This window comes from Labrenzia sp. CP4, assembly GCF_001579905.1.
GTDB classification, from domain to species: Bacteria; Pseudomonadota; Alphaproteobacteria; order Rhizobiales; family Stappiaceae; genus Roseibium; species Roseibium algicola.
This window is the reverse complement of record NZ_CP011927.1, coordinates 835881-857875: the sequence shown is the minus strand read 5'-3', so window position 1 is coordinate 857875 and position 21995 is coordinate 835881. Positions and strand designations below refer to the sequence as shown.

Genomic DNA, 21995 nt, shown 5'->3' with positions numbered 1-21995 from the left:
TCGATTTCAGATTGTCAGGACATCCAGTCTGCGTTCCTCTCAACGCAGGGAGCCTGACGCTGCTCCTCCCGGTCTTGCAGGTCAGCCTGTCAAAGAGACCAGCTCACTGCAAGAAATTTCAAACACTGGTTTTTATCCCAGCGAGACCATGGATAAGGGCAGCCCCCGAAAGCCGTCAAACTGTTTTGGTATTTATTTCTTTTTCTGAAATTTATTTCAACCAGCGCCTCAAATAAGACATTGCCGAGTAAAGACCCGAGAGAGAACACAAGCCATTGAGAGAAAATATCTTTTCATGGAAGGCATTGCATCTGGTCACTTGAAAACGCTCACCATGAACGTGCCGGGAAACTGACGGAACGCCCCTGACGGGTCCGAAATCCGACCCCCTATCCCTCAGCTTTGTGATGCATATGAACACAAAAAAGGCCCGGAAGCGGATGCTTCCGGGCCGGTTGATCGTGATGGCAGAAGCCTTGATCAGGCCTTCGCCGGCTCCGCACCTTCCGGAACCGGGCTGGTCCCGTCGGCACCGGCTTCCATGTGATGCTTGTCGTGCACCGGCTTAACCAGCGAGTTCGCGATCAACGCGATCACGAGCAAGCCTGCCATGGCATACATGGTGGTATTGTAGAGGCTCGGTGTGGGATCCACCGTGCCGGCCGGAGCGATTTCCATCAGCCGGGCAACAGTCACCGTCTTTGCGGCCACCAGTTGGTCGAGCTGATCGACACCTGCACCGAATTTCTCGGCAAAGGCACTCGGGTCCACCTTGGCGGCAAGATCCGTGATCGCATTGTTCAGGGACATGTTCCGCAGCTGGGTGATCGCCAGCGGCCCCAGAACGCCTGCCGTACTCCACGCCGTCAGCAGACGCCCATGGATACCACCGACATATTTCGTGCCGAAGATATCGGCGAGATACGCCGGGATGGTCGCAAAGCCGCCGCCATACATCGTGAAGATGATCATGGTGGCTGCATAGAACATCACGAGCCAGGTGACGGCCGGATTGACGCTCACCTGCTCTGCTGCAAACGGAATCGACAGGTAAAGGATGATCCCGAGCACGAAGAAGCAGTGGTAGGTGTTCTTGCGGCCGATGAAGTCCGAAGTGGAAGCCCAGAAGAACCGCCCGACCATGTTGAAGACCGAGATCATGAACACATAGGTTGCCGCAAAGGCCGAATTCACGATCAGCGGCAACGTGGTGCCGAAGATTTCCGTCATCATGGTCTTGGCAACGCCGATCACGCCGATACCCGCCGTCACGTTGAAGCAGAGCACGATCCACAGCAGATAGAACTGCGGTGTCTTGAGCGCCTGATCGATGTGAACGTTGTTGTGGGTGATCATCTTGCGGGACGCAGCATCGGCAGTTGGCGGTGTCCAGCCGGCCGGACGCCAGCCTTCGCGCGGAACCCGGTAGGAGAAGGCCGCGATGATCATCACGACCAGATAGACGATGCCAAGCGTGAAGAAGGTCCCTGCAGCCCCGGTGTTACCGGTACCGACCACATAGATCCCCTCCTGAAGCGCAACGGGCGCTGCTGCCACCTGCTTGGCGCCTGCGATAACCACTTCCACCATCTGGCCGTTGACTTCCGCAAGGCGCTTGCCGCCTTCGGTGATCAGGGCAACAGATCCTTCAGGCCCCAGGTATTCCGGCGCCTTGTAGAACAGACCGAGCAGATATTCCTTGATCGGCGTTGCGATCATCGCTCCACCGCCAAAGCCCATGATGGCCATGCCGGTGGCCATGCCGCGCCGGTCCGGGAACCACCGGATCAAGGTGGAAACGGGTGATACGTACCCAAGCCCCAGACCGCAGCCGCCGATCACGCCGTAACCGAGGTAAAGCAGCCAGAGCTGGTGCGTCATGATGCCGAAGCCGCCGATGATGAAACCGCCGCCCCAGCAGAAGGCGGCAACGACGCCGACCATGCGAGGGCCGACTTCCTCAAGCCACTTGCCACCAAAGGCGGCTGCAAGCCCGAGAAACACGATGGCAACGGAAAAGATCCAGACGACCGAAGACAGGCTCCAGTCTTCCGGCGCTGCGGCAACCACCCCGAACTGTTTGATCAGAGGCGGGTTGAAGATGCTCCAGGCGTAGACGGAGCCGATACAAAGATGGATGGCGATGGATGCTGGCGGAACCTTCCAGCGGTTAAATCCGTCCTCTGCGACGATATGTTCCTTTTTCAACCGATCAAACATGCACTTATTTTCCTCCCATGCACGGTTGTCGGGCATTCCTCCGGGAAGGTGCCGGTCCCTTTGCGGCCGGCCTGTCATGTCTCCCCCGGTCCGGCAAGACAAAGCCGGATGCCCCGCTCCCGGCAGACGCGGACCTGTCGAAGCCTCCCGCTTCAGGTCCGCAACGCAGGAACGGTTGCACCGTCCCGCGCCTTCCGGCAGCTCCTTACTGATGGCAAGTTCGGGGCCAGTTTCTTTTCTGTTGAATTTCAGACAGTTAGATTTTCAGGAAGAAAGACGAGTGGACATTTTGTCCACATTCAAAAGTTGTTTTCTAGCCGTTTGGGACAATCTGTCCGGAAGCCCTTGACCGCCCAAACGGCCTAGAGGCCGGGAGCAACTCAGGGGCAGCCCACCCGCAACGTCAAGTGCCTTCAGGCAACCAGATTGTGAAAACGGTCCCGGCCCCTTCGATGCTTTCCACCTTGATATCGCCGCCCTGACGGCTGACCAGCGTCTGGGTAATCGAAAGCCCCAATCCGGTGCCCTGCCGGCTTTTCGTCGTATAGAAGGGGTCGAATATTCGCGCGATAACATCCTCGCTCATGCCGACACCGGTGTCCGAAATCTCGATCGACACTCCGGCGACATCTTCCTTATTCATATCCCAGGTTTTCATCGTCAGCGTGCCGCCGCCGGGCATGGCATGGATGGCATTGACGATGAGGTTGATCAGCACCTGCTGCAGTTCCGTCCGGTTCATCAGCACCAGACGGGAGGCAGTGGCCTCGCGAACAACCTCGATATCGGTCTTGCGCAGGAGATGGCGGACCAGCGGAAGACAGTCAGAAATCACTTCGTCCGGAGCGTGCCGATCGGCATAGCCTGCATATTCGTCCGGCTTGGCGAACTGCAGCAGCTTCATGACGATCTGGTTGATCCGGTCCACCTGCTCGTCGATCAGGCGGATTTCCGTACTGGCAACCTTTGCATGATCACCGAGCAGCATGCGCAGCACTTCCAGATTGCCCTGGATCACTGCAATCGGATTGTTGATCTCGTGGGCAACACCGGCGGTGATCTCGCCGATGGCGGCGAGCTTCTCCGACATGATCAGTTGCTTGGTGGTGTCTTCCAGCTGCCTGTTCGCCATCTTGAGGTCGCGCGTGCGTTCCTCGACGCGGGTGTTCAGCTCCTCGTTCCAGGACCTGAGCTGCCGGTCGCTTTCCTGAACCAGATCGAGCAGATGATCGAGATGCTGGGCGACACGCGCAATCTCGTCACCGCTGCCTTCGGACCGCGTGCGGGCGCCAAGGTCTCCCTTTTCGATGCTGGCAATGGTGTCCGTCATCTTTTCCAGTGGCTTGAAGACACCGCGAGCCCACCTCAGGAACAGCGGCACGCTGCCAGCGGTCACGACAAGAAAGCCCAGCAGCAGCGCGACCAGTGTCGCCAGCTTGGCTTCCCGGAATGGCGTCTCCAGAAAGCCGACATAAAGCATGCCCACCCGCTCGCCGAAACTGTCGGCGATCGGTTCATAGGCCGAGATGTACCAGTCGTTGACGACGAAGGCGCTGTCGAGCCAGACCTGACCCTCGCCCAGCACTTTCTGGCGAACGGCGGCGGACACCCTCGTCCCAAGCGCGCGCTTGTCTTCGAACAGACGGACATTGGTGCTGACGCGGACATCTTCCAGAAACAGCGTCGCGGTGCCCTGGCTGCCTTCGGGAAGGCTCGCCTCGCGGTAGACGAGATCGTTTATCGTGTCGATGAAGACGAGGTTCTGGTTGAGCAGGATGCCACCGACCAGAGCTGCCACGGGCGCACCCGGCACGGTGACCGGGCTTGCGGAGTGAACCACCATGCCGCGTGTTTCCGCGGCCCTTTCGGTCGGCACCGCATTGGGTGTCGGGACGAGATCCAGCCGGGCCCGATCTGCTAGTGCCGGAGAAATCGCCGTCAGATCACCGGCTTCGAAGATATCCACGCTTGTGGCGGCAGATCCTGCAAAGGCCTGTTCGATGACCGGCCAGTCCTTGGAGACCGGCGGAACGGCACTTGGCGGAGAGGCCGCCTCAACTGTCCTGTCCCTGCGCACGACATACAGAAAATCGAGACCCAGCTCCTCACGCCGCCGCTCCAGAAGCCCTGCCAGAAGTGCAGCATCACCACTGTCTGCAACGTCGCGAAAGGAGGCCGACTGGCCCAGCGCATCGATCTTTTCACCCGAATTTTCCAGGATTCTCGAAAAGTACTGATGGGCAATGGTCAGGTCGCCATTGACCTTGGTGATCAACAGGGAATCGAACTTCGCGTTCCAGCGCACCATCGCCCAGCCGAGAAAGAGTGGCAGAACCACAAGTGTCGGCAACAGGGCGATGGCCAGAAGCCTGACTCTGACGGACAGGCGGCTTCCCGATTTCCGGCGTCGTCTCTCCTCAGCCATTCCAGTCCATCAGCTTCCTGTCGATGGTCTTGCGCGAAATGCCGAGCCGCCGCGCCGCTTCGGCACGGTTTCCACCGGCTTCCTCGAGCACCATCAGGATATGACGCTTCTCCATGTCCTGCAGCGTTTCTCCGCCGGGCAGCAACAGGCTCTGCGTACTGTGGAACTCCGCCGGAAAGCGGCCAAGGATCAAGGTTCGTTCGACCGTGTTGCGCAGTTCGCGAACATTGCCCGGCCATTCATAAGCCAGCAGTCCGGAGACCACTTCATCCGTAAAAGGTACCGGCGGCATTCCAAGCTGAACGGACAGCTTCTGCATGAACAGCGACGCAAGTTCACGGATGTCGTCACCACGCTCGCGCAGCGGCGGCATTTCGAGCTGAAGCACGTTGACCCGGTAGTAGAGGTCCGCCCGGAACCGGCCCTCCTCCACGGCCTGCTCCAGATTTGCGTTGGTCGCGAACACGAACCTCAGATCGACAGGCACTTCACGCTCGGACCCGACCGGCCGAATTTTCCGGTCTTCGATTGCCCGCAGCAACTTGCTCTGTAGTGCCATTGGCAGTTCGCCGATCTCGTCCAGAAACAGCGTACCGCCATGCGCGTGCATGAACAGGCCGTCGCGGCTGGACCCGGCGCCGGTGAAAGCGCCTTTGAGATGCCCGAACAATTCAGCTTCGATCATGTCTCCTGGAATGGCGGCGCAATTGACCGGAACGAAGGGCTTGTCCGCCCGATCGGAAAGATCGTGAAGCGACCTGGCAGCAACTTCTTTTCCGGTCCCGGATTCCCCCGTGATCAGAACGGATGTCGGCAGCGGCGCGACGCGGGAGATCGTTTCGCGGATCTCGCCGATCTGGCGCGAATGTCCGATCAGTTTGTCACGCAGAAGAAGATGGTCGGATGTTGCCTGCAACTGGTGGCGCAACAGCTGGTTTTCCCGCAGCAGCGTGACCCGGTCGAGACACCTGGCAACCGCGTTCAGCAGTTGGTTGGACCGGAAGGGCTTCAGGATGAAATCCACGGCACCTGCCCGCAAGGCCTGGATCGCGGTTTCCAGATCCGCATAGGCCGTCATCAGGATCGCATCGGCGAAAAACCCGATCCGCCGCTGTTCGCCAAGCCATTCCACGCCGGATTTGCCTGGCATGATATTGTCGAGGATCACCACGTCATAATGGTGGGTATCAAGAAGCGCCGAGGCCTCGACCGTGTCAGCGGCCTGCTCGATGCGTTTGCAATAAGGCTCGAGCGTGCGGACCAGAAAATTGCGCATGCCAGGCTCGTCGTCGACGATCAGGATCGACGCCTGCGGCAACCAGGGACCGAATTCCGGCTGTGAATCTGCCTCTTCAGGACGTTTGGAAACACCGCTCTTCATAGCCCCTCCCCGGCAGTTTCATCCGTTCTTTTGTCATGGTCCATCCTCCGGCCCGGAGCATTGCATATTCCAGTATGCAATGTCTTCCGGAGACGCACGTGCAATTACAACTATCTGAAATCGCGCAACCAATTGCCCAGACAGGAAGCAGCCTCAGCACCGGAACTCTCAAGTATCCCGACGTCTTCTGCTTATTCTCTCTGCGGATCAGGTGCTGAGGGTGTGTGAAAGCAAAAACCCCGCAGGACGTCCCTGCGGGGTTTTAATGTGCGTCGCAGAATCAGCTCACTCTATTGCGCAAGCCTTTCGAACCGCGCAGGCCCGTTCAGCACAAAGAGCTCGATTTCCAGGGTGCTTGCTTCCTTGCCATCGCCTGAGAAAGTCACGGTCGAGCGCGAACCCGCCACGGCATTTTCGTTGGCAATGTCAAACACCATCATCGACCCGTCCCAGGCATGCAGCGGCAGCTTTATTGGCTGGGGACCGGCAAGCAGGACGAGCCCGCCATCCTCCTCTTTCACCTCGACCGTGCCGAAGTAGGGATGCCCGTAACGGCCCGTGCAATAGCCAGCCGCAGGAGCAGGTGCGGCAGCGGCAGGCGCGGGTTCACCGGCCGTGAAACCGGCAGGCGTATAGAAGGAAGCGAACAGGCCTTCGTATCCGGAGAACCAGTCTCGGGTCACACGCCCGAACTGAACCATGTCGGAGAAGGATGCGCCGATGGATTCAACGGCACCGACAGGAGCCGCATTCGACAGGACCACGATCCCTATGTCGAGCGAGGGGATCATCAGGAAATAGGTCGACGCACCAAGGATGAAAGCACCTGAATGGCTGAGGATTACCCGGCCGGACGGGTCAGTGCCGACATTGAAACCATAGCCGTAGAACCCGGCGCGTTCGTCAGGCGTATGGGAACGGCTGGAAAAGCTCTGCGGACTGATTGCAGGCTGCAAGGCTTCGGGAGAAATAAGCTCCCCACCATCGGCCAGAACCATCTTCATCCATCTGGCCATATCGTTGATAGAAGAACTCACCCCGCCGGCGGGTGACTGGGCGTCCGGCTGCCGCTGGTACAGCGCCTCGAAACCGTCACCGCTTCTGGCATGCGGCACCGCGCGGTTTTCCCGTGCCATGAAATCATCGAACCGCGCACTGGTCCTGGTCATGCCAAGCGGCTGAAACAGGGCCTCGTCAGAAAGGTCGGCCCATTCGGCCCCGGATGCTTCGGCAACCGCCTCGGCGCCGGCGGTCAGGCCGAAATTCGTGTAGGCGTAGCTCGTGCGGAAGGCGCGCAGGGGCTGCAGGCGCAAACGTTCGAGGATCGTCTGCCTGTCAAAGCCGATGTCTTCCAGATCGTCACCAGCATGGTCCGGCAGGCCGGAACGGTGGCTGTAGAGATCCCCCACTGTCAAACGTTCGGTAATATCGGGATCGGCAAGGCTGAACCATGGCAGCAGGTCGCGCATCCTGCTGTCCCACGAAACAACGCCGCGCGTGACCTGCCGGGCAACGACTGTTGCCCCGATCGACTTGGACACGGAAGCCATCTGGAAAACGGTGTCGGCGTCAATCGGTTGATCGCCCTCGCCGCCCCGCGTTCCGAAGCCTTTCGCGTAGACAGTCTCTCCCTTGTGTACGACGGCAACCGCTAGGCCCGGCACCTTGCTGCGCGCCTTGATGTCTTCAACGATCCCGTCAAGCCCGGCGATCGCCTTGTCGATCTGGCCAGGCGGAACTTCGGTTCCCGCCGTTCTGGATGGCGGCAGGTCCTCGGCAAGGGCTGGTGCTGCCAGAACCGCGAGAGACGCGGACGCCAGGAACCGGCGCCGGGTGAGCTGGAAGAACGACATGTGTAACCTCTCAATCAGTCTTGCTGTTCGCGCCTGCAGGTCATTGCAGATGGGTTTCGGCCGATCCGGCCGGGGCGATACTTTCCGGTGTCGTCAAAGCGCCAGCCCCAGCCTGAAGAAAACCCGGGTCCCCGGATCCTCGGCGTTTTCCGGCCGATGCCAGGGTGTGGCGGTGAGAACCTGAAAATTCACCCGGTCGGCAACCATGCCACTGACACCGACACCGGCTGAACCGAGTTCGTCGCGGTCAAAGTCGGCGGCTTCATCCACGTTCCAGACGACGCCATAATCGGCAAAGGCCGTCAGGGTGAGACCGGGAAGCGCAGACCATCCGGTTTCGATGTCGTGACTGACTTCAAACGCCGACGCAAAGCCACTGTCACCGGAGAGGCTGCCGCCATCGAACGCCCAGCCGTAGGGGTCGCCGCCAAGAGCGAACCGGACCGCACCGGGCAGCGGTGTCGGCGAATACTGGCTGGCCGTGCGCAGCTGAAGCCGAGCGATGGACGCCAGATCGTATGAGACGCCGAAGTTGAACCGGCCAAAGCGATAGTCGTCCGGGTCAATTTCCATTTCACCTTTGTGGTTCAGGCTCTGACCCAGTTCGGCTCCAGCGGAAAATGAGGCAGGGCCTGCATCAAGGTCGTACCGGAGGGACACCGTCGCCCAACGCGCCTGTTCACGGGCAGCCCGCGCGCCCATCACGTCGATCCGGTCGTTCCGAAGATTGATTTCCACCTTGCCGTAAAGGCTCTGGTCGATGGTGCGAATGAGCAGATACTGGAGATGAGCCGAACCGATAACGGTTTCGATGTGGATGTCCTGCTCTTTCAGGTCTGCGCCGGGCTTCTGTGTCACATAGGTCAGGTCGTAGCCCGCGGAGAGCCCGTTGAACCCGATTGGAACCGACTGCGAAGCCTGCAGCAGCACCATTTCCTCGGGCGCGTCCGGAACGGTCACCCCAACCAGGCTTGTCGTTTCGAACAACCCGAAGATGTCGTTGACCGTGGCATTTCCGGAAAGTTCCAGCGGACCGACCGTATCTGTTCCAAGGTTGTCGAGACCGACGCCAGCGCTGTATCGGCTGAAATCAACCGCGAGCTTCAGCGTACCGCCACCTGTGGGCGTTTCCGGGCGCACAATTGTTCCCTCGATCTGCAGACCGGCAAGATCGCTCATCAGCAGCAGGACGCGTTCCGCTTCCTTGATCCGAATGGGCCGCATGGAGGTCAGGCGGTTGATATAGGGCGTCAGGCGCTCCCTGATGCGCGGGATGGAACTGGTGATCTCGACGGTTTCAACATAGCCTTCGTAGACCCGGAGCGAGACCGCACCGGACGCAAAGTCCTGCACCGGAACGACGGTCATCGAAAAATAGCCGGCTCTCAGATAGGCGGCATCAACCGCCTCGGCGATCCGGTAGAGATCCGCAAGAGACATGTCCTTGCCGATCTTGCCCTGCCAGATGGCCGCCAGATCGGTGTCCGAAACCGAATGAGCACCGGCAATCGATACCGACCGGAGCGTGAAGCGTACCCTCTCGGCATCTTGTTCTGAAACACGCTTGCGCTGATCCTGCACCGTGATGTCGACCGTGCCCGGCCTTGTAGGCGGCGTGAACCGTTCGATAATGACGGTCTGCCCGGCGACGGCCTGATCCAGCGTTTGAGCCAGTGCAGAATGAGAAAACACCGCGGCCACGAAAGAGACGGCCAGAACCGAAGCAGCCCGAAGCCGAAAGGCAGATTTGGAATTAGCAGCGGCAGCACCGCGCAGGGTTTTTGTTGCCGGGGGAGGCAGTACCTGTCTTGTCACGGACGGCTCCGTTCTTATTCAGCGGTGTTCTGGGGAGCCGTTTCGCCGAGTAACGGAGCGACGGCGTTAAAAATGCGCATGGCAGGCAGCGAGCAGGTCAGTCCCGAACCTTCGTCGGCGTCCTGAGCCTCCTTTCCCTCCTCGCAATCGCCGGACGGCATGTCGCTGTTCGCCTGGACAACAAGGGTCGTGTCAGTCCGCGGGCTATGGAAAACGACCGTGGTGTATCCAGGCACTTCGCCCGTGTGGCCGACCCACTCTCCGTTGCACCGAAGCGCCAGGCCGTACCCATCAGGCGGAAGGAAGGATCGCAGCCGCGCTTGCTGCATCTCGGTTCCGAGAAGCCCTTGGCCGGACCCGAGGGCTCGGCCATAGACGAGCAGATCGTCGAGGTTGGAAATCAGCTCCCCCGCTGTCCAGAGCGAAGCCGGGTTCCAGTGTGTAGCAACAAGAGGCGCTTCCGGCGTCGCATCGACGCCCTGAATGGTTACGCCCTGGGCGTAGGGCTCCGGTAGTTCGGTCCTGCTTCCCGGCCAGACTGTTTTCTCCAGTCCGAGAGGCTCCAGGATCATCTTCCGCAAAGACGTTTCGAAGGGCTGCCCGGTGGTCTTTTCAATGACCATGCCAAGGAGGATCGTGTTCGTGTTGGAATAATCGTATTGCGTTCCCGGCTCGAAGAGCGGCGAATTCTCGACGGCAAAGGTCAGCAGATCCTCGGGCGAAAACGCGACACCGGGTTGATCGAGAAACAGCTCCACAAACCGTTCGGAAGCGGTGTAGCTCGCCACACCGCTGGTCATGTCCGCGAGCTGGCGCAGCGTGATCCTGTCTCCGTTGGGAATTCCCTCGACATAGGCGTCGATCGTGTCATCAATAGAAAGCCGTCCGGCTTCTGCAAGCTGCAACAGCATTGTTCCGGTGAAAGTCTTGGTCACGGACCCAATGCGCGTGTGCATGCCCGGCTCCATCGGAGCTCCGCTTGCGGGGTCGGCGACGCCGTACCCTTTTTTCCATGTGCCGTCAGGTGTTTGGACACCAACAATGACACCCGGCGTTTCGGCAAGTGGAAGCGCGGCCAGCACCGCGTCATCCAGCTGTTGGGAAAGTGCTGCGGAGAGCGGCGTGCCGGGCCTGGCGTCTGCTGCCGCGGAGGTCACACCCCGGTCAAAATCCTCAACACATGATACGAACGCTGCGGCGGGGTTAACGCCGCACACCGACACCAGCAGGGCTGCAAGCAATTGCACGGCCCGTGCTGTCACCGGGCCTGTTGTGACCGATCTTGCCAATCTGGGCTGTCCTCTTTTCCGATTGCAGACGGGGGATCGCGCTTGCGGCAGGGCATGCCACAGGGGCGCGTCCCCATGAGGACTGGTGGTAGGGAAATCAGGATGGCAAACAAAGTCGGCAACGGTGCAAAAATGGTATAAGTAGTTCGTCAGTCAGTGTAATTCTTCATCGAGGCACGGTCCTCGTACCTCACCGGAACATCGGAATCTGCGTCTCAGTGCAAAAAATCGAACTTGATGTTTCTCGTGGCGAACTGCTGCGTGACGGGGAAGCCGTTCGTTTGCGCCCCAAGACTCTCGCCGTGCTGGTGGAGCTGCACGCCCGCGAGGGAGAGATCGTCAGCCAGCAAGAGCTGAGACATCTGATCTGGGGACACCAGCATGGACGCGAGACCGGTCCAAAGCAGTGTATCCGCGAGCTTAGACGCTTGCTGGGGGACAGCGCCGAAACACCCGGGTTCATCGAAACGGTCGGCAGGCAGGGCTACCGCCTTGTCGGCAAGATCACGGTTCTGAACTCCGGCACGGAGACCACCGGAACGACCCCTTTTTGCGTGGGCCGAACCACGGAACTGCAGTCCCTTGCGGAGTGCGCAGCTGCAGTGCGTGCTGGCAAGCGCATTGTGAACCTTGTCGCAGGGGAAGCCGGATCGGGCAAATCAAGGCTGGTGGAGACGTTCGCCGCCACGCTGCCACGCACGGCAGACTTCTGGTCTGCCCGGGGGCAGTGCATTCCCCATCGAGGTGCCCGGGAACCCTATGGCCCACTGATCGAGATCGTGACACAGCTCGCCGAAGGTGCCTCACGAAAACGGGTCTTGCGGCTTCTTGAGGATGTCGCGCCGTCCTGGCGAGACCTGCTGCCGCAGCTTCGTTCTGGCCGGGAGCCCGCTCCCCTGCCCGCAAAATTCACGGACACGCAACCGGACTCAATGTTGCGGGAGCTGACCGCACTCATGGAGCGTCTTTCTCAGCAGCAGCCCGGTGTCATCATTCTGGAAGACCTGCACTGGGCCGATCAGAGCACGCTGGCATGGCTTCTTTCCTGGGCTCAACGCCGCGCTCCTGCCAGAACCCTTGTGGTTGGAACCTACAGGTTTGATGAACTGGACAAGTCTGGAGATCTTCAAACGACATTGCATTACCTCCAACGTGTTCAGGACTTTAGCCCGATCACGCTGGACGGCCTCGACGAAACAGCCGTGGCGGACCTTCTCAAGCGACGCTATCCGGACCACGGACTGCCTGCCTCCCTTGCCGGCGAGTTGAGGCGAAGAACGGAGGGGCATGCCATCCTGGTCGATGCGATCATCGACCAGTGGCATCGGGACGGGGTCCTGGAGAGTTCCGAAAATCAGCAGGCACCCGAGCAGGACATCAATGAAATCGTTTCGGCAATCTCACGCGGGGCCGGAAAATTCATCGCGGGCGAAATCGGCCGGCTGGACCCATACGAGCGGCAATTACTCGACATTGCCAGCGTTGCCGGAATTCGCTTTTCAGCAGCCATGTTGAGCGATGATCGGCTCGAAGTGGAAAAAGGCGAAGCGGTTCTCGACCGCCTTGCAAGCGTCAGGCGCTTTATTCAACGGGCCGGTGTCATGGCCTGGCCGGACGGGACCCAGGCAACACGCTACGTCTTCCGGCACGCGCTCTATCAGGAGGCGCTTTACGACGCTATTCCGGCCGCAAATCGGCAAGGACTTCACCAACGTATCGGCAGCCGGCTGGAAACCGCGTTCAAATCCCGCACTGGCGAAATCGCGTCCACACTCGCCGATCATTTCGAGCGTGCCGCCGATTGGAAACGTGCTGCCGTCCATCGAGGGCTTGCAGGCCTGACCGCGCTGGAACGCGGCGCAATCAACGATGCGGCCGCTCAATTCCGGCAGGCGCTTGTCTCCTTCGCCGCCTGCGAGCCTGACCCCGAAATGCACACGGCGGAATGCCGCACGCTACTGGGTCTGGGAGCGGCACTTATTGTCGGGGATCACTTCACCACTGACGAACTTCGGGACGTTTACGAACGCGCCGCGACACTTGCAGGCCGAACCAATGACCCGACGACAATTGTGCCCGCACTTGCGGGGCTCTGGAACCACCACCTGACCAAGGCAGACCTTGCAGCAGCCGACGAACTTGCCAAGGGTCTCGATGACCTGGCAGAGAATGCTCCAGCGCTCTATGCAATGGTGGCCCACAATGCCGTCGGGCAAACACGGTTCTTCCGTGGTGATCTTGCCGCCTGTCTGCCTCATATCAAGGCTGTTTGCAGCGCCTACGGCACGAACCACGGCGCAGAGGCATCGGTTCTGTTCGGTGAAGATCCCGGCATCGTCTGCCGCCAGTATGCCGCTTGCGTTCATCAGTTGCTCGGCCAAAGCGAACGTGCCGAACGCCTTTATGCCGAAGGCATGACGTTGACGGACACATTGGAGCAGCCTTTCGGTCGAGCGCAGATGCTTTGGGCAGGAGCTCTGATCGCTCGTGAACGTGAAGACCCGGTGCGTGTGCTGGAACGGGCGACAGCCCTGATCGAAACCTGCGAAGCAGCCGCAATTCCGTTCTGGCGCCCTTATGGCGACCTGCTGGCCGGGTGGGCCCAGGTAGAGCTTGGGAACGCTTCCGGCCTTCAGCAAATTCACGAAGGTCTGAACGCTCAGGCGGCAATGAACGTGACGCTGACCCGTCCTTACGGACTGGCACTCTACGCAGAAGCGACCAGCCGCTGCGGTAGCCCGGCCGAAGGGCTGAAGGCACTTGCGTCGGCATTTAAGATCATCAGACGTACTGGCGAGCGCTGGCACGAAGCGGATCTCCATCGCCTGTGGGCCTTGCTCTCGGTGCAGACCGGCCGAACCCGAAACGCTTCAGCTGCACTTCGCCGTGCAATCAGGTTTGCACGAACCCAAAACGCCGTGACTTACGAAAAACGTGCGCAAGACCTTCTGGACCGGATTTAAGGTCAACTGACCTGAGAAGCACTCCGCCAACCCGCGTCCGGATAGGACTTCAGCCTGCGTCTCCAGCCGTTCAACAGGCTTCTAGTTCCCCTCATTCCGACCTGGAGACACAGTGGCAACATCGGATCCGGAAACGAGGCCTTTAGCCATGCCAATAAATTCCCGAATGCCCTTCATTTCAATGGACCCGTGTGCCCTCATGCAATACCACTCTACTAGGACATTCGGTCGAATTAGATATTAAACACATACGATTATAGAGACTTACGAGGATGACTGCAGGAACACAAAGCATCGACCGCGCAGCGATGCTGCTCGATCTTGTCGCGGGTGGGCATCCCGACGGTGTTCCCTTCGCGGACATACTCGCAAAGTCCGGTCTGACCCGGCCGACTGCCCGGCGGGTGCTGCAAGCGCTTATCGAACATGGCTTCGTCGATCAGGATGCGGAAAACCGTCGCTTTTTTCTCGGCTCCAGAATTTACGAACTGGGTCTGCTGGTCTTCCCGGCCTATGACCTGCAAGATGTTTGCAAGCCGGAACTCGAACGTCTGGTCGAGGTAACGGGCGACACCGTTTTCCTCAATCGTGTCGTCGGTGACAAGATGACCTGCATTGCCCGGGAAAGCGGCACATTTCCCGTGAAGGCGTTTGTTCTGGACGTCGGGGTTCATCGCCCGATCGGGCTGGGCGCCGGCGGCATGGCTGTCCTTGCCGCCCTTCCGCCTGCAAAAGCCGAAGCGATCCTGGACAGAAACACCGGTGACCTCAAGGAGTTCTCCGGTGGCGTCACGAAAATCCGTGAGATGGTCGAACTGGCAAGAGAGACCGGCTACATCGACAGGGTGTCGGACGTAGGCGTCAGGACCGTCGCCATGGCAATCCGCGACAGTGCCGGCACACCCTTTGCGTCAATCAGCGTTTCCAGCATCATGGCGCGCATGACCGGCGAGCACCTGCAATCGGTACTCGCCATCATGGGGGAGGAAGTCGCGAAGATCAGCGCCAAGCTGTCGAAGATGCGGCCGATAGGTAGAGCCTGATCAGGCGTCGCCTTCCGCTTGACCGAGGCTGTCAACCGGCAACGGGTTTTTCGTTTTTACGCTTGATCCGCGACCAGATCAGGTTGAGCAGCGGCAGCACGATGATCAGGATCGTGATGCAGTGGATCGCGATGGCCGTGCTGGATCCGAGAAGATAACCGAAATCTCCTCCTGAAATCATCAGGGCGCGGCGCAGGTGCTCCTCGAGCATCGGCCCCAGAACGAACCCGATGAGCAGCGGTGCGGGCGAATAGTCGTAAAATCGCAGGATCGCCCCGATAACCCCCATCAACAACACGGCCCAGACGTCGAAGGTGGAATTCGCAACGCCGAAGACGCCAGTGCAGATCAGCGCAATGATCACGGGAAACAGGAACCGTCTCGGCACCGCAACCAGTCGCGCCCAGACCCCGATCAGCGGTACGTTCAACACCAGCAGCAACACGTTGCCGATCCAGAAGCTGGCGACCAGGCCCCAGAACAGGTCCGGATGATCGACCACCAGCTGTGGTCCGGGTGCGATGCCATGGATCATCAAGGCACCCAGGATGATCGCCATCGTCGGCGTTCCGGGAATACCGAGCGTCATGGTCGGAATGAAGGCCGTCTGGGCGGCAGCGTTGTTGGCTGCCTCAGGCGCGGCAATCCCGTTGATGCGTCCAGTGCCGAATTCTTCCTTCTTGCCGCCCACGGACCGTTCCAGCGAATAGGCCAGGAAAGAGGAAATCGTGGGCCCTGCACCGGGCAAGGGCCCCAGGATGCCACCAACGGAGGCTCCGCGAAGGATCGAGAACTTGATGCTCTTGAGTTTGCCGAAAGCGAGAAACATGGAGCGGGCGGAAATGGCGATCGGTTTCCTGTCGCCCTGGTCATCCCTCAGCTTGTTGATGACCTCCGGGATGCCGAACAGGCCCATGGCAACGGCGACGATCGACAGCCCGTCGAGAAGGTTTGCATAGCCCATGTCGAACCGGGCAACGCCGCTGTTGAGGTCAAGGCCGATGCTGCCCAGCAGCATGCCGATGAAGACCATCGCAACGCCCTTGAGCGCCGAGCCGCCCACCGCAACCGATCCGGCAACGAGCCCCAGCAGCAAGGTCGCGAAATACTCCGCCGGTCCGAAGGAGAGCGAGAACTTCACGATCAACGGGGACAGGAAGACCATGGCCAGAATGCCGAAAGTGCCACCACTCAGCGAGGAGATCTGCGCTGTCAGCAGGGCAAGACCAGCCTCGCCCCTTTTCGCCATCGGGTAACCGTCCAGCGTTGTGATCGCGTTGGAAGCAGTGCCCGGCAAATTGAGGAGGATCGATGCGATGGAGCCACCATATTCGGCTCCGTAATAGACACCGGCCAGCATGATGACCGCGGTCGTCGGCTCCAGATAGAAGGTGACCGGCAGCAGGATCGAGATCGCCGCGATCGCGCCGATACCTGGAAGAACACCGACGATATTGCCCAGCAGAACACCTGCGAAACAATAAAAGAGATTTACCGGATGCAGTGCGACCGTAAACCCTGAGAGGAAATCCATCATGATCAGAACCCGGGGAAAAGCCTGAGAGGCATGCCGAGGCCCAGAACGAATGTGAGCCACAGGAAGGCAGAAACGCCGATGGAGAGCAGCACCGTTTCCAGCCATTTCATGCGCGGAATGACGAGCGCCAGCACCGAAATCGCACACAAGGTGGTGAGTGCGATGCCGAGCCGTTCGATCAGCAGAGCGTAGAGTGCGATGGAGGCAACGACCCCGCAGAGACCGAGCCAGGGGAATTGCCCTGGAAGGGTGACGTCACGAACGACATTGACGACCGCGATCAGCAATCCGAAGACAATCGTCAAGGCACTCAAGACGACCGGGAACATCCCCGGCCCCATGTTGCGCGGCACGCCCATGTCGAGATCGCGGGAAGCGTAGAGGAAAATTGCACCTACGAGCGCGACCAGCAGCCCGTCCTGTGCCTTGAAGAGAGCCTTCATCCCATCCTCCAGAAAACCGTCAGCTGGCTTTCAAGTGTTTGTGCAGGTTGTTCATCTTGTAACTGTAAGCACTCGGGATCTCTTGCATTTCCATTGCGTATGCAAGCCGGGCACGGTCAGCGAGAGGCTTCAGATGCGACGAAGTCCGATCAAAGATCAAGTCTGCCGCCTCCTGTTTGGTCTGCGCATCCCTGCCTTCACCGATACGAAGGGACAAGTGGACGAACCCGTTGTCCGGGTTCATGTCACCGACCAGGCAATCGTCAATGCGGGTGATGCGGATGCGGATACCCGCGATCGGGAAGATACCGGCTTCCGTCATGGCGGCGTGGACACAGCGACCAAAAGTTTCGACCTCGGTCTGATCTGCAATATTACCGGAATATTCGATCCAGGCGTGCGGCATGGTTCCATCCTTGAAAGGGCGAGCCGAAGCTCGCCCGGTAGGTTCAATTGTTGCGAAATGGAAGTTCAGGGAAAGGTCACTTCGGCTCGATGCCGGCGTCCTTGATTTCCTGGCCCCACAGGTCGACCTCGGAGGCGATGAATTCTGTCGTCGCCGCAGAGTTCAGGCCACGCCGGGACGGCGTTACACCGATGCTTTCGAGTTTCGCCTGCACGTCCGGATTGGCAATGGTCTTGTTGAAGGCATCGCTCAGAACGTCCAGACGCTCCTGGGGGACACCAGCCGGAGCAACGACACTGTACCACCCAACCACGTTGAAACCGTCGAAGCCGAGTTCGTCTGCCGTTGGCGTGTCGGGCAGCGCGGCGTAACGGTCCGTGCTCGTGACGAGGATCGGCTTCAGGGCACCGCTCTCAACATGCGGCAGGACCGAAACAGGACTGCTGATCATCGCATTCACACGGCCGGCCAGGATATCGGAAATTGCATCTCCGGAACCCGAATAGGGAATATTGGTGAAGCTGAGATCCGCCTGCCGGGCCAGCAAACGCGCTGCCAGAAGCGCCGCGCTGCCTCCGTTTGCCATGGTCAGGTTTTCCGTGGCGGCCGCGGCAAAGCCTTCATAGTCGGAGATTTCGGAATCCCCCGGCACCGTGACCACATAGGGCGACTCGGAGATCACCGCGATCCCCGAGAAGTCTTCTTTCGAGTTGTAGGTCGCCGACTTGAAAAGCGACGGGTTCAGCGCAAGCGTCGCCTGGATACCGAACAGAATGGTATACCCGTCAGCTTCTGCCTGTTTCGCCAGAAGCGTGCCGACCGTTCCGGACGCACCCGGACGGTTTTCGACGACGACAGGCTGCCCCAGGTACTCCTTCATGTTGTCGGCAACAATCCGGGCCGTAGTGTCTGTCCCCCCTCCAGGCGAATACGGCACAATCAGGCGGACCGGCTTCTCCGGAAACGCGTCCTGCGCGATAACCGGAGCCGCCACTGTGAGCGCCAAGGCGCCCGCTGCGATTGACAACAAAGTTCTCTTGGTGAGCATTCTTTCCTCCCTTTGCTCAATTACTTCCGACTTTGGAACAACTCGTCGATCTTCCTTTCGTAGTCGTGGTAGTTCAGGAAGTCGTAGAGTTCCTCGCGCTTCTGCATGATATCCAGCACACCGGTCGCCGATCCGACCTCACGAATATGCTTGTAAACCTTCAGGGCTGCCGCGTTCATTGCGCGATTCGCAGACAAGGGGTAGAGCGCCGCTGAAACACCGACGCTGCGCAGCTCGTCCAGAGTGAAGTTCGGCGTCTTGGAAAACTCGGTAATGTTGGCGAGAACCGGATACGGCGTGTCGAGTGCATCGACGAAAGCCTTGTACTGCGACAACTCCGTGCAGGCTTCTGCGAAGATCATGTCGGCGCCAGCCTCGACGTAGGCACAGGCCCGGTCGATCGCACCGTTCAGGCCCTCGATGGCCAGCGCATCCGTGCGGGCAACAATGAAGAACTGATCGTCGGTCTTTGCATCCACGGCCGCCTTGACGCGGTCAACCATCTCCTGCTTGGAAACGATCTCCTTGCCCGGACGGTGACCGCACCGCTTGAGCTGAACCTGATCTTCCATGTGCATGGCACCGGCGCCGTCCTTGATCAGGCCGCGCACAAGGCGCGCGATGGTGAAGGCACCGCCGAAGCCGGTATCGACATCAACCAGGACCGGCAGACTGCTTGCATCCGTAACGCGGCGGAGATCCGTCAGCACGTCACTCAGGTTCGTGATGCCGAGATCGGGAAGCCCGTAGGATGCGTTCGCGACGCCTGCACCGGCAAGATAAAGAGCCTTGTAGCCCACGCGCTCTGCCATCATCGCCGTGTAGGCGTTGATCGACCCCATGACCTGAAGCGGATTTTCTTCCTTCAAGGCCTGCCGGAACCGTGCGCCTGCCGAAAGTGTCGTCATTATGAACCTCTCATTTTTGACTGATCATAATATGATCATTTTTTGAACTCTTTATTTGATAAAGATCATATTATGGCTTTTTTCAAAGTCAATACGTTATTTCCCGATGATTTCGAGCCGCCTCAGCCGCAGAAAACAGCCAAAAACAAAGGCCCGCCGCGCTTTCACGCAACGGGCCTACCTGTTCATAATATGGTCACGCCCGGCCGTAACCGGGAAATGATCAGGGAAATGCCTGTCTCAACTCCGCAAGACCGCGCGCAAAGACACCGACATCAGCCCCAACGGCCAGAAACTCGACACCCATGAGCGCATAACATTTCGCAAGTTCATGATTGGACGTCAGGATACCGGCAGGCTTTCCCGCGGCCCTGATCCGCGAAAGGGCCTCAACCACGACCGCTTGCACAGGAGCCGCTTCGGGCTGGCCGACATAGCCCATGTCCGCGGCCAGATCCGCTGGCCCGACAAAGACGCCATCGACACCTTCAACCGCCAGTATCTCGTCCAGCGCATCGATGCCCTTGCAGCTTTCGACCTGCACAAGCAGACACACCTGCTTGTTTGCCGTGTGCAGATAGTCGGTTATGCGACCATAGTCCGATGCCCTTGCCAGGGCCGCGCCGACACCGCGCGCCCCCTCCGGCGGATAACGGACCGAGCCCACGGCTTCCTGCGCCTCCGCTGCCGTTTCGATCATCGGCACCAGAATTGTCTGCGCCCCGATATCCAGCATCTGCTTGATCAGGGCACGGTCATTCTCGCGGACGCGAACCACCGCATGGCTGCTGCCGGAGAGAACCCGCAGCTGCGCCATGATTTCGGCAAGCCCGTTCGGCCCGTGTTCGGCATCGATGACGAGCCAGTCGAACCCGGCTCCGGCGCAAATTTCCGCGGCGCCGGGATGTGCCAGCGCCATCCAAAGGCCAATCTGGGTCTCCGGCTTTGCAAGCCGTGCCTTGAAGAGGTTTTTCGCTAAGGTCATGACGATCACGCAAATCTGGTGGAGACGGCGCCGAACGGTCCGAAGTCGGCCCGGATCGCCGTGCCGGGTGGACATTCGATGGGGCCGATAAACGATCCCGTCAGGACGATCTGGCCGGGTTCGATGCGGTGGCCGTAGCTGGCCATCCGCCGGGCAAGCCAGACAAGCCCCATAACGGGGTCGTTCAAGACAGCCGCACCAAGACCGGTGGCTGTGACCTCACCATCCTGTTCGACGATAGCCCCAACCCAGCGAAGATCCACGTCGCCGGGGTCATGCCGTTGGGCTCCCAGAACCACGCCCGCATTGGCGGCATTGTCCGCCACGGTGTCGAAGATGCGCCGGCGCGTTCCCGTCTCCGGATCAGCACGCAAGATGCGGGTGTCCAGGATTTCAAGCGCGGGACTGACATAATCCGTCGCCGCGATCACATCTTCACGGGACACGTTGCCATCGATCGGCGCCTTCATCACAAACGCTATCTCGGCTTCCACGCGCGGTTCGATAAATCGGCCGCGTGGCACCTGCCCGCCATCCGGGAACAGCATGTCGTCATAAAGCACGCCCGAATCCGGCGTATCGATACCGAGTGCGTTCTGCATGACCTTGGATGTCAGGCCGATTTTCCACCCCAGGATGCGCCGCCCGGCTGCCAGTTTGGTCGCAAGTTGCGCCCCCTGTATGGCATAGGCATCATCCAGCGAGATGTCCGGGTAACGCACGCTGAGAAGGCCAGTCTGTTGCCGGGTTGCTTCCGCTTCCAGAAGCTCGGCCGCCACGTCCTGCACCTGCGCGGCACTCAGCATTTTTCGTCCTCAATGCCGTTGCGCAGGATACCGATGCCTTCGGCTTCGACTTCCACAATATCACCCGGCTTCAACCAGCAAGGGGGCTCCATCCTTGCGCCGGCACCTGTCGGAGTGCCACAGACCAGAATGTCGCCAGGCATCAGCTGTGCAAATGTCGAGACGTAATTGACGATATAGGGGAAGTCGAAAATCATTCTCGACGTCCGGTCCTGCTGGCGAACTTCACCGTTGACGCGGGTTACAAGGGCGACATCCTGCAATTGGGCCGGGGAATGCAGCGGGACGAGAGCCGGGCCGATGCTGCCGGTCCTTTCCCAGTTCTTGCCCTGCGTCACGTTGAATTTCGCATGGCGCGTCCAGTCGCGGATCGTTCCCTCGTTGCAAAGGGTAATCGCGGCAATATGGTCGAATGCCGTCTCGCGCGGAATGCGACGGCCGGCTTTTCCGATGACGATCGCAATCTCGCCTTCATAGTCCAGCTGATCGCTTTCCGGTGGCCGGATCAGTGGCTGGCCATGACCGGTGAAGCCGCTCGCAAACCGCGGAAAAAGAGAGGGCCGCATCTGTTGTGCCTGGCCGTCCTTGTACTCTGCGTTCCTGTCCGGGTAGTTCACCCCGACGCAGATGATCTTCTGCGGAGCAGAAATCGGGATCTGGAAGGCGACATCTGCCGCCCGATAGCTCACCGGACGCCCCTCGCCGGCCTTGACCAGTTCCAGCAGGGCGCCGGCGGCAACAACGTCCAGAAGATTACTGAACCGGGCTTCCAGATTGTCGGTCACGTCCACCAGATCATCGCCTGTCAGGACGCCATAACGCAGGGCGCCTTCTGCCCGAAACGCTGCAATGGCTGGCTCATATGCCGTCATG

At 59.8% G+C, this 21995-nt stretch carries 16 protein-coding genes; 2 read left to right on the top strand and 14 right to left on the bottom strand.

The annotated features are described in order from the left end of the window. Window positions 1–480: 480 nt before the first annotated feature. From ACP90_RS04075 to ACP90_RS04050, 6 genes are all read right to left on the bottom strand, one after another. On the bottom strand, window positions 481–2220 hold the full coding sequence (locus ACP90_RS04075) for an OFA family MFS transporter (protein WP_062491339.1): 1740 nt from the start codon (window positions 2218–2220) through the stop codon (window positions 481–483). A 403-nt stretch (window positions 2221–2623) separates the two neighbouring features. Next, a complete protein-coding gene (locus ACP90_RS04070) occupies window positions 2624–4645 on the bottom strand; it encodes a HAMP domain-containing sensor histidine kinase (protein WP_062486916.1) in 2022 nt (673 codons plus the stop codon). Next, complete coding sequence (locus tag ACP90_RS04065; RefSeq protein ID WP_353612768.1) at window positions 4638–5942, bottom strand: sigma-54 dependent transcriptional regulator; 1305 nt, start codon at window positions 5940–5942, stop codon at window positions 4638–4640. Before ACP90_RS04065 ends, ACP90_RS04070 begins: the two co-directional genes overlap by 8 nt. Before the next feature lie 374 nt (window positions 5943–6316). Then, entirely contained in the window at window positions 6317–7879 is a 1563-nt protein-coding gene (locus ACP90_RS04060; protein WP_062486911.1) for a serine hydrolase domain-containing protein, read from the bottom strand. 93 nt (window positions 7880–7972) lie between these two features. Then, complete coding sequence (locus tag ACP90_RS04055) at window positions 7973–9694, bottom strand: ShlB/FhaC/HecB family hemolysin secretion/activation protein (protein WP_158514157.1); 1722 nt, start codon at window positions 9692–9694, stop codon at window positions 7973–7975. A 14-nt stretch (window positions 9695–9708) separates the two neighbouring features. Further along, window positions 9709–10983, bottom strand: a complete 1275-nt coding sequence (locus ACP90_RS04050; protein ID WP_201030451.1) for a serine hydrolase domain-containing protein — start codon at window positions 10981–10983, stop codon at window positions 9709–9711. A gap of 218 nt (window positions 10984–11201) precedes the next feature. Between ACP90_RS04050 and ACP90_RS04045 the strand changes: the two genes are divergently transcribed. Both ACP90_RS04045 and ACP90_RS04040 read left to right on the top strand, forming a co-directional pair. Further along, window positions 11202–13946, top strand: coding sequence for an AAA family ATPase (locus ACP90_RS04045; protein WP_088665161.1), 2745 nt, complete (start codon window positions 11202–11204; stop codon window positions 13944–13946). Between the two features lie 272 nt (window positions 13947–14218). Further along, a complete protein-coding gene (locus ACP90_RS04040) occupies window positions 14219–14989 on the top strand; it encodes an IclR family transcriptional regulator (protein ID WP_062486904.1) in 771 nt (256 codons plus the stop codon). Window positions 14990–15020: 31 nt separating this feature from the next. Here ACP90_RS04040 and ACP90_RS04035 read toward each other — a convergent pair whose 3' ends face one another. The 8 genes from ACP90_RS04035 to ACP90_RS04000 form a co-directional block, all read right to left on the bottom strand. Continuing rightward, entirely contained in the window at window positions 15021–16526 is a 1506-nt protein-coding gene (locus tag ACP90_RS04035) for a tripartite tricarboxylate transporter permease (RefSeq protein WP_088665162.1), read from the bottom strand. Between the two features lie 2 nt (window positions 16527–16528). Further along, window positions 16529–16969 (bottom strand): tripartite tricarboxylate transporter TctB family protein, encoded by a 441-nt coding sequence (locus tag ACP90_RS04030; RefSeq protein ID WP_023003738.1) that lies wholly within the window; start codon window positions 16967–16969, stop codon window positions 16529–16531. Between the two features lie 19 nt (window positions 16970–16988). After that, complete coding sequence (locus ACP90_RS04025; RefSeq protein ID WP_023003740.1) at window positions 16989–17375, bottom strand: 5-carboxymethyl-2-hydroxymuconate Delta-isomerase; 387 nt, start codon at window positions 17373–17375, stop codon at window positions 16989–16991. 76 nt (window positions 17376–17451) lie between these two features. Then, complete coding sequence (locus ACP90_RS04020) at window positions 17452–18423, bottom strand: tripartite tricarboxylate transporter substrate binding protein (protein ID WP_082809658.1); 972 nt, start codon at window positions 18421–18423, stop codon at window positions 17452–17454. 20 nt (window positions 18424–18443) lie between these two features. Further along, window positions 18444–19331, bottom strand: coding sequence for a methylisocitrate lyase (gene prpB / locus ACP90_RS04015; RefSeq protein WP_023003744.1), 888 nt, complete (start codon window positions 19329–19331; stop codon window positions 18444–18446). A gap of 223 nt (window positions 19332–19554) precedes the next feature. Then, window positions 19555–20316, bottom strand: coding sequence for an HpcH/HpaI aldolase/citrate lyase family protein (locus tag ACP90_RS04010; protein WP_062491334.1), 762 nt, complete (start codon window positions 20314–20316; stop codon window positions 19555–19557). Between the two features lie 5 nt (window positions 20317–20321). Next, window positions 20322–21122, bottom strand: a complete 801-nt coding sequence (gene hpaH / locus ACP90_RS04005; protein WP_023003750.1) for a 2-oxo-hept-4-ene-1,7-dioate hydratase — start codon at window positions 21120–21122, stop codon at window positions 20322–20324. Beyond that, window positions 21116–21994: a fumarylacetoacetate hydrolase family protein gene (locus tag ACP90_RS04000; protein ID WP_062491332.1), complete on the bottom strand. Its 879-nt coding sequence runs from the start codon at window positions 21992–21994 to the stop codon at window positions 21116–21118. The genes hpaH and ACP90_RS04000 overlap by 7 nt, the downstream gene beginning before the upstream one ends. Between the last annotated feature and the right edge of the window lies 1 nt (window position 21995).